Below are 14,370 nucleotides of genomic sequence, written 5' to 3'. Positions count from 1 at the left end.
CATTTAATCCATTTTGTAGATGATTGAGTATTCGCGGTAGTTATGATTAGATTGTTTTCGCAACAAAAACATTATGGATTATTATGCTGTGGTAAATGACTCATTCCACGGCAATGGATTCTGTTTTTATCAGAACCCGTATCTTTATGTTTTCCGAATTTTACTCATTTTGCTTTTTCTTATTTTATATGCATGATAAATCATATTCTTCAGGATTATTTCTCTGCATTCCAATAAGGGAAAGGGAGTTAAGTGTGACAGTGGAGTTAAGTATGCCAGAGGTACAAACAGATCATTCAGAGACGGCGGAGTTAAGCAAGCCACAGCTACGCATGGTCGATCTCAACTTATTAACCGTTTTCGATGCCGTGATGCAGGAGCAAAACATTACCCGTGCCGCTCATGTTCTGGGTATGTCGCAACCTGCGGTCAGTAACGCTGTTGCACGCCTGAAGGTGATGTTTAATGACGAGCTTTTTGTTCGTTATGGCCGTGGTATTCAACCGACTGCTCGCGCATTTCAACTTTTTGGCTCAGTTCGTCAGGCATTGCAACTAGTACAAAATGAATTGCCTGGTTCAGGTTTTGAACCCGCGAGCAGTGAACGTGTATTTCATCTTTGTGTTTGCAGCCCGTTAGACAGCATTCTGACCTCGCAGATTTATAATCACATTGAGCAGATTGCGCCAAATATACATGTTATGTTCAAGTCTTCATTAAATCAGAACACTGAACATCAGCTGCGTTATCAGGAAACGGAGTTTGTGATTAGTTATGAAGACTTCCATCGTCCTGAATTTACCAGCGTGCCATTATTTAAAGATGAAATGGTGCTGGTAGCCAGCAAAAATCATCCAACAATTAAGGGCCCGTTACTGAAACATGATGTTTATAACGAACAACATGCGGCGGTTTCGCTCGATCGTTTCGCGTCATTTAGTCAACCTTGGTATGACACGGTAGATAAGCAAGCCAGTATCGCGTATCAGGGCATGGCAATGATGAGCGTACTTAGCGTGGTGTCGCAAACGCATTTGGTCGCTATTGCGCCGCGTTGGCTGGCTGAAGAGTTCGCTGAATCCTTAGAATTACAGGTATTACCGCTGCCGTTAAAACAAAATAGCAGAACCTGTTATCTCTCCTGGCATGAAGCTGCCGGGCGCGATAAAGGCCATCAGTGGATGGAAGAGCAATTAGTCTCAATTTGCAAACGCTAACTGAATGCAGAATAGGTCAGGCATGAATGTCTGGTTTATTCTGTATTTTTTATTGAATGTAGAATTTTATTCTGAATGTGTGGGCTCTCTGTTTTAGGATTAATTAAAAAAATAGAGAAATTGCTGTAAGTTGTGGGATTCAGCCGATTTATTATCAATTTAATCCTTCGTAATGGAGGATTTTATCGTTTCTTTTCACCTTTCCTCCTGTTTATTCTTATTACCCTGCGTTTATGTCTCTGGCTGCCAATTGCTTAAGCAAGATCGGACGGTTAATGTGTTTTACACATTTTTTCCGTCAAACAGTGAGGCAGGCCATGGAGATGTTGTCTGGAGCCGAGATGGTCGTCCGATCGCTTATCGATCAGGGCGTTAAACAAGTATTCGGTTATCCCGGAGGCGCAGTCCTTGATATTTACGATGCATTGCATACCGTGGGTGGTATTGATCATGTATTAGTTCGTCATGAGCAGGCGGCGGTGCATATGGCCGATGGCCTGGCGCGTGCGACCGGGGAAGTCGGCGTCGTGCTGGTAACGTCGGGTCCAGGGGCGACCAATGCGATTACCGGCATCGCCACCGCTTATATGGATTCCATTCCATTAGTTGTCCTTTCCGGGCAGGTAGCGACCTCGTTGATAGGTTACGATGCCTTTCAGGAGTGCGACATGGTGGGGATTTCGCGACCGGTGGTTAAACACAGTTTTCTGGTTAAGCAAACGGAAGACATTCCGCAGGTGCTGAAAAAGGCTTTCTGGCTGGCGGCAAGTGGTCGTCCTGGACCAGTAGTCGTTGATTTACCGAAAGATATTCTTAATCCGGCGAACAAATTACCCTATGTCTGGCCGGAGTCGGTTAGTATGCGTTCTTACAATCCCACTACTACCGGACATAAAGGGCAAATTAAGCGTGCTCTGCAAACGCTGGTGGCGGCAAAAAAACCGGTTGTCTACGTAGGCGGTGGGGCAATCACGGCGGGCTGCCATCAGCAGTTGAAAGAAACGGTGGAGGCGTTGAATCTGCCCGTTGTTTCCTCATTGATGGGCCTGGGGGCATTTCCGGCAACGCATCGTCAGGCGCTGGGCATGCTGGGAATGCACGGCACCTACGAAGCCAATATGACGATGCATAACGCGGATGTGATTTTCGCCGTCGGGGTAAGATTTGATGACCGAACGACGAATAATCTGGCAAAGTACTGCCCAAATGCCACTGTTCTGCATATCGATATTGATCCTACTTCCATTTCTAAAACCGTGACTGCTGATATCCCGATTGTGGGGGATGCTCGCCAGGTCCTCGAACAAATGCTTGAACTCCTGTCGCAAGAATCCGCCCATCAACCGCTGGATGAGATCCGCGACTGGTGGCAGCAGATTGAACAGTGGCGCGCTCGTCAGTGCCTGAAATATGACACTCACAGTGAAAAGATTAAACCGCAGGCGGTGATCGAGACTCTTTGGCGGTTGACGAAGGGAGACGCTTACGTGACGTCCGATGTCGGGCAGCACCAGATGTTTGCTGCACTTTATTATCCATTCGACAAACCGCGTCGCTGGATCAATTCCGGTGGCCTCGGCACGATGGGTTTTGGTTTACCTGCGGCACTGGGCGTCAAAATGGCGTTGCCAGAAGAAACCGTGGTTTGCGTCACTGGCGACGGCAGTATTCAGATGAACATCCAGGAACTGTCTACCGCGTTGCAATACGAGTTGCCGGTACTGGTGGTGAATCTCAATAACCGCTATCTGGGGATGGTGAAACAGTGGCAGGACATGATCTATTCCGGCCGTCATTCACAATCTTATATGCAATCACTACCCGATTTCGTCCGTCTGGCGGAAGCCTATGGTCACGTCGGGATCCAGATCTCTCATCCGCATGAGCTGGAAAGCAAACTTAGCGAGGCGCTGGAACAGGTGCGCAATAATCGCCTGGTGTTTGTTGATGTTACCGTCGATGGCAGTGAGCACGTCTACCCGATGCAGATTCGCGGGGGCGGAATGGATGAAATGTGGTTAAGCAAAACGGAGAGAACCTGATTATGCGCCGGATATTATCAGTCTTACTCGAAAATGAATCAGGCGCGTTATCCCGCGTGATTGGCCTTTTTTCCCAGCGTGGCTACAACATTGAAAGCCTGACCGTTGCGCCAACCGACGATCCGACATTATCGCGTATGACCATCCAGACCGTGGGCGATGAAAAAGTGCTTGAGCAGATCGAAAAGCAATTACACAAGCTGGTCGATGTCTTGCGCGTGAGTGAGTTGGGGCAGGGCGCGCATGTTGAGCGGGAAATCATGCTGGTGAAAATTCAGGCCAGCGGTTACGGGCGTGACGAAGTGAAACGTAATACGGAAATATTCCGTGGGCAAATTATCGATGTCACCCCCTCGCTTTATACCGTTCAATTAGCAGGCACCAGCGATAAGCTTGATGCATTTTTAGCATCGATTCGCGATGTGGCGAAAATTGTGGAAGTTGCTCGCTCTGGTGTGGTCGGACTTTCGCGCGGCGATAAAATAATGCGTTGAGAATGATCTCAGTGCGCAATTTGCAGCCCAACATGTCACGTTGGGCTTTTTTTGCGAAATCAGTGGGAACCTGGAATAAAAGCAGTTGCCGCAGTTAATTTTCTGCGCTTAGATGTTAATGAATTTAACCCATACCAGTACAATGGCTATGGTTTTTACATTTTACGCAAGGGGCAATTGTGAAACTGGATGAAATCGCTCGGCTGGCGGGAGTGTCGCGGACCACTGCAAGCTATGTTATTAACGGCAAAGCGAAGCAATACCGTGTGAGCGACAAAACCGTTGAAAAAGTCATGGCTGTGGTGCGTGAGCACAATTACCACCCGAACGCCGTGGCAGCTGGGCTTCGTGCTGGACGCACACGTTCTATTGGTCTTGTGATCCCCGATCTGGAGAACACCAGCTATACCCGCATCGCTAACTATCTTGAACGCCAGGCGCGGCAACGGGGTTATCAACTGCTGATTGCCTGCTCAGAAGATCAGCCAGACAACGAAATGCGCTGTATTGAGCACCTTTTACAGCGTCAGGTCGATGCCATTATTGTTTCGACGTCGTTGCCTCCTGAGCATCCTTTTTATCAACGCTGGGCTAACGACCCGTTCCCGATTGTCGCGCTGGACCGCGCCCTCGATCGTGAACACTTTACCAGCGTGGTTGGTGCCGATCAGGATGATGCCGAAATGCTGGCGGAAGAGTTACGTAAGTTTCCCGCCGAGACGGTGCTTTATCTTGGCGCGCTGCCGGAGCTTTCTGTCAGCTTCCTGCGTGAACAAGGTTTCCGTACTGCCTGGAAAGATGATCCGCGCGAAGTGCATTTTCTGTATGCCAACAGCTATGAGCGGGAGGCGGCTGCCCAGTTATTCGAAAAATGGCTGGAAACGCATCCGATGCCGCAGGCGCTGTTCACAACGTCGTTTGCGTTGTTGCAAGGAGTAATGGATGTCACGCTGCGTCGCGACGGCAAACTGCCTTCTGACCTGGCAATTGCCACCTTTGGCGATAATGAACTGCTCGACTTCTTACAGTGCCCAGTGCTGGCAGTGGCTCAACGTCACCGCGATGTCGCAGAGCGTGTGCTGGAGATTGTCCTGGCAAGCCTGGACGAACCACGTAAGCCAAAACCTGGTTTAACGCGCATTAAACGTAATCTCTATCGCCGCGGCGTGCTCAGCCGTAGCTAAGCTGCGAACAAAAATACGCGCCAGGTGAATTTCACTCTGGCGCGTAGAGTACGGGACTGGACATCAATATCCTTAAAGTAAATAAGACTATTCCTGACTATTATTGATAAATGCTTTTAAACCCGCCCGTTAATTAACTCACCAGCTGAAATTCACAATAATTAAGTGATATCGACAGCGCGTTTTTGCATTATTTTGTTACATGCAGAGATGAATTGCCGATTTAACAAGCACTTTTCTTTGCTTTTGCGCAAACCCGCTGGCATCAAGCGCCACACAGACGCAACAGGGACTGTTAACCGGGGAAGATATGTCCTAAAATGCCGCTCGCGTCGCAAACTGACACTTTATATTTGCTGTGGAAAATAGTGAGTCATTTTAAAACGGTGATGACGATGAGGGTTTTTTTCTTACAGCTATTCATAACGTTAATTTGCTTCGAACGTTGGACGTAAAATAAACAACGCTGATATTAGCCGTAAACATCGGGTTTTTTACCTCGGTATGCCTTGTGACTGGCTTGACAAGCTTTTCCTCCGCTCCGTAAACTCCTTTCAGTGGGAAATTGTGGGGCAAAGTGGGAATAAGGGGTGAGGCTGGCATGTTCCGGGGAGCAACGTTAGTCAATCTCGACAGCAAAGGGCGCTTATCAGTGCCTACCCGTTATCGGGAACAGCTGCTTGAGAACGCTGCCGGTCAAATGGTTTGCACCATTGACATTCATCACCCGTGCCTGCTGCTTTACCCCCTGCCTGAATGGGAAATTATCGAGCAAAAATTATCGCGTCTGTCGAGCATGAACCCGGTTGAGCGCCGTGTGCAGCGCCTACTGTTAGGTCATGCCAGCGAATGTCAGATGGATGGCGCAGGTCGATTGTTAATCGCGCCAGTACTGCGGCAACATGCCGGGCTGACAAAAGAAGTGATGTTGGTTGGACAGTTCAACAAGTTTGAGCTGTGGGATGAAACAACCTGGCATCAACAGGTCAAGGAAGATATCGACGCAGAGCAGTTGGCTACCGGAGACTTATCGGAGCGACTGCAGGACTTGTCTCTATAAAATGATGGAAAACTATAAACATACTACGGTGCTGCTGGATGAAGCCGTTAATGGCCTCAATATCCGTCCTGATGGCATCTACATTGATGGGACTTTTGGTCGCGGTGGTCACTCACGTCTGATCCTCTCGCAGCTTGGCGAAGAGGGGCGTTTGCTGGCGATCGATCGCGACCCGCAGGCTATCGCCGTTGCGAAGACTATTGATGATCCGCGCTTCTCCATCATCCACGGACCTTTTTCCGCGCTGGGCGAATACGTTGCCGAGCGCGATCTTATCGGCAAGATCGACGGCATTCTCCTCGATCTTGGTGTCTCTTCACCGCAACTTGATGATGCTGAACGCGGCTTTTCCTTTATGCGCGATGGTCCGCTGGACATGCGTATGGACCCAACCCGTGGGCAGTCAGCCGCTGAATGGCTACAAACCGCAGAAGAAGCCGATATCGCCTGGGTATTGAAAACCTATGGTGAAGAGCGTTTTGCCAAACGCATTGCCCGCGCCATTGTCGAGCGTAACCGCGAACAGCCGATGACCCGCACCAAAGAACTGGCGGAAGTCGTGGCTGCTGCAACGCCGGTGAAAGATAAGTTTAAACATCCCGCGACCCGTACCTTCCAGGCGGTGCGCATTTGGGTAAACAGTGAACTGGAGGAGATAGAGCAGGCGCTAAAAAGCTCGCTCAACGTGCTGGCCCCGGGTGGGCGGCTTTCGATCATCAGCTTCCACTCGCTGGAAGACCGTATTGTGAAACGTTTTATGCGTGAAAACAGCCGCGGTCCGCAAGTTCCGGCAGGGTTACCGATGACTGAAGAGCAGCTCAAAAAACTGGGTGGCCGTCAGCTGCGAGCACTAGGCAAGTTAATGCCGGGCGAAGAAGAGGTGGCTGAGAACCCCCGTGCCCGTAGTTCAGTTCTGCGTATTGCAGAGAGGACGAACGCATGATCAGCAGAGTGACAGAAGCTCTAAGCAAAGTTAAAGGATCGATGGGAAGCCACGAGCGCCATGCATTGCCTGGTGTTATCGGTGACGATCTTTTGCGATTTGGGAAGCTGCCACTCTGCCTGTTCATTTGCATTATTTTGACGGCGGTGACCGTGGTAACCACGGCGCACCATACCCGTTTACTGACCGCTCAGCGCGAACAACTGGTGCTGGAGCGAGATGCTTTAGACATTGAATGGCGCAACCTGATCCTTGAAGAGAATGCGCTCGGCGACCATAGCCGGGTGGAAAGGATCGCCACGGAAAAGCTGCAAATGCAGCATGTTGATCCGTCACAAGAAAATATCGTAGTGCAAAAATAAGGATAAACGCGACGCATGAAAGCAGCGGCGAAAACGCAGAAACCAAAACGTCAGGAAGAACATGCCAACTTTATTAGTTGGCGTTTTGCGTTGTTATGCGGCTGTATTCTCCTGGCGCTGGCTTTTCTGCTCGGACGCGTAGCGTGGTTACAAGTTATCTCCCCGGATATGCTGGTGAAAGAGGGCGACATGCGTTCTCTTCGCGTTCAGCAAGTTTCCACCTCCCGCGGCATGATTACTGACCGTTCTGGTCGCCCGTTAGCGGTGAGCGTGCCGGTAAAAGCGATTTGGGCTGACCCGAAAGAAGTGCATGACGCTGGCGGTATCAGCGTCGGTGACCGCTGGAAGGCGCTGGCTAACGCGCTCAATATTCCGCTGGATCAGCTTTCTGCCCGCATTAACGCCAACCCGAAAGGGCGCTTTATTTATCTGGCGCGTCAGGTAAACCCTGACATGGCGGACTACATCAAAAAACTGAAACTGCCGGGGATTCATCTGCGTGAAGAATCTCGCCGTTATTATCCATCCGGCGAAGTGACTGCTCACCTCATCGGCTTTACTAACGTCGATAGTCAGGGGATTGAGGGCGTTGAGAAGAGTTTCGATAAATGGCTTACCGGGCAGCCGGGTGAGCGCATTGTGCGTAAAGACCGCTATGGTCGCGTAATTGAAGATATTTCTTCTACTGACAGCCAGGCAGCGCACAACCTGGCGTTGAGTATTGATGAACGCTTGCAGGCGCTGGTTTATCGCGAACTGAACAACGCGGTGGCCTTTAACAAGGCTGAATCCGGTAGCGCCGTGCTGGTGGATGTCAACACCGGTGAAGTGCTGGCGATGGCTAACAGCCCGTCATACAACCCTAACAATCTGAGCGGCACGCCGAAAGAGGCGATGCGTAACCGTACCATCACCGACGTGTTTGAACCGGGCTCAACGGTTAAACCGATGGTGGTAATGACCGCGTTGCAACGTGGCGTGGTGCGGGAAAACTCGGTACTCAATACCATTCCTTATCGAATTAACGGCCACGAAATCAAAGACGTGGCACGCTACAGCGAATTAACCCTGACCGGGGTATTACAGAAGTCGAGTAACGTCGGTGTTTCCAAGCTGGCGTTAGCGATGCCGTCCTCAGCGTTAGTAGATACTTACTCACGTTTTGGACTGGGAAAAGCGACCAATTTGGGGTTGGTCGGAGAACGCAGTGGCTTATATCCTCAAAAACAACGGTGGTCTGACATAGAGAGGGCCACCTTCTCTTTCGGCTACGGGCTAATGGTAACACCGTTACAGTTAGCGCGAGTCTACGCAACTATCGGCAGCTACGGCATTTATCGCCCACTGTCGATTACCAAAGTTGACCCCCCGGTTCCCGGTGAACGTGTCTTCCCGGAATCCATTGTTCGCACCGTGGTGCATATGATGGAAAGCGTGGCGCTACCAGGCGGCGGCGGCGTGAAAGCGGCGATTAAAGGCTATCGTATCGCCATTAAAACCGGTACCGCGAAAAAGGTCGGGCCGGACGGTCGCTACATCAATAAATATATTGCTTATACCGCAGGCGTTGCGCCTGCGAGTCAGCCGCGCTTCGCGCTGGTTGTTGTTATCAACGATCCGCAGGCGGGTAAATACTACGGCGGCGCCGTTTCCGCGCCGGTCTTTGGTGCCATCATGGGCGGCGTATTGCGTACCATGAACATCGAGCCGGATGCGCTGACAACGGGCGATAAAAATGAATTTGTGATTAATCAAGGCGAGGGGACAGGTGGCAGATCGTAATTTGCGCGACCTTCTTGCTCCGTGGGTGCCAGACGCACCTTCGCGAGCACTGCGAGAGATGACACTCGACAGCCGTGTGGCTGCGGCGGGCGATCTCTTTGTAGCTGTAGTAGGTCATCAGGCGGACGGGCGTCGATATATCCCGCAGGCGATAGCGCAAGGTGTGGCTGCCATTATTGCAGAGGCGAAAGATGAGGCGACCGATGGTGAAATCCGTGAAATGCACGGCGTACCGGTCATCTATCTCAGCCAGCTCAACGAGCGTTTATCTGCACTGGCGGGCCGCTTTTACCATGAACCCTCTGACAATTTACGTCTCGTAGGCGTAACGGGCACCAACGGCAAAACCACGACTACCCAGCTGCTGGCGCAGTGGAGCCAACTGCTTGGCGAAACCAGCGCGGTAATGGGCACCGTTGGTAACGGTCTGCTTGGGAAAGTGATCCCGACAGAAAATACTACCGGTTCGGCAGTCGATGTTCAGCATGAGCTGGCGGGGCTGGTGGAGCAGGGCGCGACGTTTTGCGCAATGGAAGTTTCCTCCCACGGGCTGGTACAGCACCGTGTGGCGGCATTGAAATTTGCGGCGTCGGTCTTTACCAACTTAAGCCGCGATCACCTTGATTATCATGGTGATATGGAACACTACGAAGCTGCGAAATGGCTGCTTTATTCTGAACATCATTGCGGTCAGGCGATTATTAACGCCGACGATGAAGTGGGCCGCCGCTGGCTGGCAAAACTGCCGGACGCGGTTGCGGTATCAATGGAAGATCATATCAATCCGAACTGTCACGGACGCTGGTTAAAAGCGATCGACGTGAACTATCACGACAGCGGTGCGACGATTCGCTTTAGCTCAAGTTGGGGCGATGGCGAAATTGAAAGCCATCTGATGGGCGCTTTTAACGTCAGCAACCTGCTGCTCGCGCTGGCGACACTGCTGGCACTCGGCTATCCACTGGCTGATCTGCTGAAAACCGCCGCGCGTCTGCAACCGGTTTGCGGACGTATGGAAGTGTTCACTGCGCCAGGCAAACCGACGGTGGTGGTGGATTACGCGCATACGCCGGATGCACTGGAAAAAGCCTTACAGGCGGCGCGCCTGCACTGTGCGGGCAAGCTGTGGTGCGTCTTTGGCTGTGGTGGCGATCGCGATAAAGGTAAGCGTCCACTGATGGGCGCAATTGCCGAAGAGTTTGCTGACGTGGCGGTGGTGACGGACGATAACCCGCGTACCGAAGAACCGCGTGCCATCATCAACGATATTCTGGCGGGAATGTTAGATGCCGGACATGCCAAAGTGATGGAAGGCCGTGCTGAAGCGGTGACTTGCGCCGTTATGCAGGCTAAAGAGAATGATGTGGTACTGGTCGCGGGCAAAGGCCATGAAGATTACCAGATTGTTGGCAATCAGCGTCTGGACTACTCCGATCGCGTCACGGTGGCGCGTCTGCTGGGGGTGATTGCATGATTAGCGTAACCCTTAGCCAACTTACCGACATTCTCAACGGTGAACTGCAAGGTGCAGATATCACCCTTGATGCTGTAACCACTGATACCCGAAAACTGACGCCGGGCTGCCTGTTTGTTGCCCTGAAAGGCGAACGTTTTGATGCCCACGATTTTGCCGACCAGGCGAAAGCTGGCGGCGCAGGCGCACTACTGGTTAGCCGTCCGCTGGACATCGACCTGCCGCAGTTAATCGTCAAGGATACGCGTCTGGCGTTTGGTGAACTGGCTGCATGGGTTCGCCAGCAAGTTCCGGCGCGCGTGGTTGCTCTGACGGGGTCCTCCGGCAAAACCTCCGTTAAAGAGATGACGGCGGCGATTTTAAGCCAGTGCGGCAACACGCTTTATACGGCAGGCAATCTCAACAACGACATCGGTGTACCGATGACGCTGTTGCGCTTAACGCCGGAATACGATTACGCAGTTATTGAACTTGGCGCGAACCATCAGGGCGAAATAGCCTGGACTGTGAGTCTGACTCGCCCGGAAGCTGCGCTGGTCAACAACCTGGCAGCGGCGCATCTGGAAGGTTTTGGCTCGCTTGCGGGTGTCGCGAAAGCGAAAGGTGAAATCTTTAGCGGCCTGCCGGAAAACGGTATCGCCATTATGAACGCCGACAACAACGACTGGCTGAACTGGCAGAGCGTAATTGGCTCACGCAAAGTGTGGCGTTTCTCACCCAATGCCGCCAACAGCGATTTCACCGCCACCAATATCCATGTGACCTCGCACGGTACGGAATTTACCCTACAAACCCCAACCGGTAGCGTCGATGTTCTGCTGCCGTTGCCGGGGCGTCACAATATTGCGAATGCGCTGGCAGCCGCTGCGCTCTCCATGTCCGTGGGCGCAACGCTTGATGCTATCAAAGCGGGGCTGGCAAATCTGAAAGCTGTTCCAGGCCGTCTGTTCCCCATCCAACTGGCAGAAAACCAGTTGCTGCTCGACGACTCCTACAACGCCAATGTCGGTTCAATGACCGCCGCTGTTCAGGTACTGGCTGAAATGCCGGGCTACCGCGTGCTGGTGGTGGGCGATATGGCGGAACTGGGCGCTGAAAGCGAAGCCTGCCATGTACAGGTGGGCGAGGCGGCAAAAGCTGCTGGTATTGACCGCGTGTTAAGCGTGGGTAAACAAAGCCATGCTATCAGCACCGCCAGCGGCGTTGGCGAACATTTTGCTGATAAAACTGCGTTAATTACGCGTCTTAAATCACTGATTGCTGAGCAACAGGTAATTACGATTTTAGTTAAGGGTTCACGTAGTGCCGCCATGGAAGAGGTAGTACGCGCTTTACAGGAGAATGGGACATGTTAGTTTGGCTGGCCGAACATTTGGTCAAATATTATTCCGGCTTTAACGTCTTTTCCTATCTGACGTTTCGCGCCATCGTCAGCCTGCTGACCGCGCTGTTCATCTCATTGTGGATGGGCCCGCGTATGATTGCTCATTTGCAAAAACTTTCCTTTGGTCAGGTGGTGCGTAACGACGGTCCTGAATCACACTTCAGCAAGCGCGGTACGCCGACCATGGGCGGGATTATGATCCTGACGGCGATAGTGATCTCCGTACTGCTGTGGGCTTACCCGTCCAATCCGTACGTCTGGTGCGTGTTGGTGGTGCTGGTAGGTTACGGTGTTATTGGCTTTGTTGATGATTATCGCAAAGTGGTGCGTAAAGACACCAAAGGGTTGATCGCTCGTTGGAAGTATTTCTGGATGTCGGTCATTGCGCTGGGTGTCGCCTTCGCCCTGTACCTTGCCGGCAAAGACACGCCCGCAACGCAGCTGGTGGTCCCATTCTTTAAAGATGTGATGCCGCAGCTGGGGCTGTTCTACATTCTGCTGGCTTACTTCGTCATTGTGGGTACTGGCAACGCGGTAAACCTGACCGATGGTCTCGACGGCCTGGCAATTATGCCGACCGTATTTGTCGCCGGTGGTTTTGCGCTGGTGGCGTGGGCGACCGGCAATATGAACTTTGCCAGCTACTTGCATATACCGTATCTGCGACACGCAGGGGAACTGGTCATTGTCTGCACGGCGATAGTCGGGGCAGGACTGGGCTTCCTGTGGTTTAACACCTATCCGGCGCAGGTCTTTATGGGCGATGTAGGTTCGTTGGCGTTAGGTGGTGCGTTAGGCATTATCGCCGTACTGCTACGTCAGGAATTCCTGCTGGTGATTATGGGGGGCGTGTTCGTGGTAGAAACGCTTTCTGTCATCCTGCAGGTCGGCTCCTTTAAACTGCGCGGACAACGTATTTTCCGCATGGCACCGATTCATCACCACTATGAACTGAAAGGCTGGCCGGAACCGCGCGTCATTGTGCGTTTCTGGATTATTTCGCTGATGCTGGTTCTGATTGGTCTGGCAACGCTGAAGGTACGTTAATCATGGCTGATTATCAGGGTAAAAATGTCGTCATTATCGGCCTGGGCCTCACTGGGCTTTCCTGCGTGGACTTTTTCCTCGCTCGCGGTGTGACGCCGCGCGTTATGGATACGCGTATGACACCGCCTGGCCTGGATAAATTACCCGAAGCCGTAGAACGCCACACGGGCAGTCTGAATGATGAATGGCTGATGGCGGCAGATCTGATTGTCGCCAGTCCCGGTATTGCACTGGCGCATCCATCCTTAAGCGCTGCCGCTGATGCCGGAATCGAAATCGTTGGCGATATCGAGCTGTTCTGCCGCGAAGCACAAGCACCGATTGTGGCGATTACCGGTTCTAACGGCAAAAGCACGGTCACCACGCTAGTGGGTGAAATGGCGAAAGCGGCGGGGGTTAACGTTGGTGTGGGTGGCAATATTGGCCTGCCAGCGTTGATGCTGCTTGATGCTGAGTGCGAACTGTACGTGCTGGAACTGTCGAGCTTCCAGCTGGAAACCACTTCCAGCTTACAGGCGGTGGCGGCGACCATTCTGAACGTGACTGAAGATCATATGGACCGCTATCCGTTTGGTTTGCAGCAATACCGTGCGGCAAAATTGCGTATTTACGAAAATGCGAAAGTTTGTGTCGTCAATGCTGATGATGCCTTAACAATGCCGATTCGCGGTGCTGATGAACGCTGCGTCAGCTTTGGCGTCAACATGGGTGACTATCACCTGAATCATCAGCAGGGAGAAACCTGGCTGCGAGTGAAAGGCGAGAAAGTGCTGAACGTGAAAGAGATGAAACTTTCCGGGCAGCATAACTACACCAATGCGCTGGCAGCACTGGCACTGGCAGACGCAGCTGGTTTGCCGCGCGCCAGCAGCCTGAAAGCGTTAACCACCTTCGCCGGTCTGCCGCATCGCTTTGAAGTGGTGCTGGAGCACAATGGCGTACGCTGGATTAACGATTCGAAAGCCACTAACGTCGGCAGTACGGAAGCGGCGTTGAATGGCTTGCAGGTAGACGGCACGCTGCATTTGTTGCTGGGCGGCGATGGTAAATCGGCGGACTTCAGTCCACTGGCGCGCTATCTGAATGGCGACAACGTGCGTTTGTACTGTTTTGGTCGTGACGGTGCGCAGCTGGCGGCGCTACGCCCGGAAGTGGCAGAACAAACCGAAACCATGGAACAAGCGATGCGCTTGCTGGCTCCGCGTGTTCAGCCGGGCGATATGGTTCTGCTCTCCCCGGCCTGTGCCAGCCTTGATCAGTTCAAGAACTTTGAACAACGAGGCAATGAGTTTGCCCGTCTGGCGAAGGAGTTAGGTTGATGCGTTTATCTCTCCCTCGCCTGAAAATGCCGCGCCTGCCAGGATTCAGTATCCTGGTCTGG

The 14,370-nt window shown here is 52.2% G+C and carries 15 protein-coding genes; 14 read left to right on the top strand and 1 reads right to left on the bottom strand.

Features of this window, described 5'->3' with window-relative positions; translation table 11 throughout:
* Positions 1-272 precede the first annotated feature (272 nt).
* Positions 273-1,217, top strand: coding sequence for a transcriptional regulator LeuO (leuO, locus tag QZF50_RS19040; RefSeq protein WP_001297362.1), 945 nt, complete (start codon positions 273-275; stop codon positions 1,215-1,217).
* A gap of 154 nt (positions 1,218-1,371) precedes the next feature.
* On the opposite strand, the gene QZF50_RS19035 is transcribed toward leuO, so the two are convergent.
* Entirely contained in the window at positions 1,372-1,416 is a 45-nt protein-coding gene (locus tag QZF50_RS19035) for a hypothetical protein (RefSeq protein ID WP_128566915.1), read from the bottom strand.
* Between the two features lie 118 nt (positions 1,417-1,534).
* Between QZF50_RS19035 and ilvI the strand changes: the two genes are divergently transcribed.
* The 13 genes from ilvI to QZF50_RS18970 all read left to right on the top strand — a co-directional run.
* The gene (ilvI, locus tag QZF50_RS19030; RefSeq protein ID WP_000425668.1) at positions 1,535-3,259 is read left to right on the top strand and encodes an acetolactate synthase 3 large subunit; all 1,725 of its coding nucleotides are present in this window, start codon (positions 1,535-1,537) and stop codon (positions 3,257-3,259) included.
* A 2-nt stretch (positions 3,260-3,261) separates the two neighbouring features.
* Positions 3,262-3,753, top strand: a complete 492-nt coding sequence (ilvN, locus tag QZF50_RS19025) for an acetolactate synthase small subunit (RefSeq protein ID WP_001252744.1) — start codon at positions 3,262-3,264, stop codon at positions 3,751-3,753.
* 11 nt (positions 3,754-3,764) lie between these two features.
* Positions 3,765-3,851 (top strand): fruR/shl operon leader peptide, encoded by an 87-nt coding sequence (locus tag QZF50_RS19020; protein ID WP_001303787.1) that lies wholly within the window; start codon positions 3,765-3,767, stop codon positions 3,849-3,851.
* A gap of 81 nt (positions 3,852-3,932) precedes the next feature.
* Positions 3,933-4,937: a catabolite repressor/activator gene (gene cra, locus QZF50_RS19015; RefSeq protein ID WP_000762401.1), complete on the top strand. Its 1,005-nt coding sequence runs from the start codon at positions 3,933-3,935 to the stop codon at positions 4,935-4,937.
* Between the two features lie 601 nt (positions 4,938-5,538).
* Positions 5,539-5,997: a division/cell wall cluster transcriptional repressor MraZ gene (gene mraZ, locus QZF50_RS19010; RefSeq protein ID WP_001295770.1), complete on the top strand. Its 459-nt coding sequence runs from the start codon at positions 5,539-5,541 to the stop codon at positions 5,995-5,997.
* 1 nt (position 5,998) lies between these two features.
* Positions 5,999-6,940, top strand: a complete 942-nt coding sequence (gene rsmH, locus QZF50_RS19005) for a 16S rRNA (cytosine(1402)-N(4))-methyltransferase RsmH (protein WP_000970479.1) — start codon at positions 5,999-6,001, stop codon at positions 6,938-6,940.
* Positions 6,937-7,302, top strand: coding sequence for a cell division protein FtsL (ftsL, locus tag QZF50_RS19000; RefSeq protein ID WP_000625658.1), 366 nt, complete (start codon positions 6,937-6,939; stop codon positions 7,300-7,302). The genes rsmH and ftsL overlap by 4 nt, the downstream gene beginning before the upstream one ends.
* A 15-nt stretch (positions 7,303-7,317) precedes the next feature.
* A complete protein-coding gene (ftsI, locus tag QZF50_RS18995; protein WP_000642196.1) occupies positions 7,318-9,084 on the top strand; it encodes a peptidoglycan glycosyltransferase FtsI in 1,767 nt (588 codons plus the stop codon).
* The gene (murE, locus tag QZF50_RS18990) at positions 9,071-10,558 is read left to right on the top strand and encodes a UDP-N-acetylmuramoyl-L-alanyl-D-glutamate--2,6-diaminopimelate ligase (protein WP_000785141.1); all 1,488 of its coding nucleotides are present in this window, start codon (positions 9,071-9,073) and stop codon (positions 10,556-10,558) included. The genes ftsI and murE overlap by 14 nt, the downstream gene beginning before the upstream one ends.
* A complete protein-coding gene (murF, locus tag QZF50_RS18985; protein ID WP_000626688.1) occupies positions 10,555-11,913 on the top strand; it encodes a UDP-N-acetylmuramoyl-tripeptide--D-alanyl-D-alanine ligase in 1,359 nt (452 codons plus the stop codon). The genes murE and murF overlap by 4 nt, the downstream gene beginning before the upstream one ends.
* Positions 11,907-12,989, top strand: a complete 1,083-nt coding sequence (mraY, locus tag QZF50_RS18980) for a phospho-N-acetylmuramoyl-pentapeptide-transferase (protein WP_000964131.1) — start codon at positions 11,907-11,909, stop codon at positions 12,987-12,989. The genes murF and mraY overlap by 7 nt, the downstream gene beginning before the upstream one ends.
* A 2-nt stretch (positions 12,990-12,991) precedes the next feature.
* A complete protein-coding gene (gene murD, locus QZF50_RS18975; RefSeq protein ID WP_000796467.1) occupies positions 12,992-14,308 on the top strand; it encodes a UDP-N-acetylmuramoyl-L-alanine--D-glutamate ligase in 1,317 nt (438 codons plus the stop codon).
* Positions 14,308-14,370: hypothetical protein (locus tag QZF50_RS18970; RefSeq protein ID WP_290388949.1), on the top strand; the 63-nt coding region annotated here is incomplete at its 3' end. The genes murD and QZF50_RS18970, both read left to right, overlap by 1 nt.

It is taken from the genome of uncultured Escherichia sp. (assembly GCF_948475835.1).
Taxonomy (GTDB): domain Bacteria; phylum Pseudomonadota; class Gammaproteobacteria; order Enterobacterales; family Enterobacteriaceae; genus ECMA0423.
This window is presented reverse-complemented; position numbering and strand designations above follow the sequence as displayed.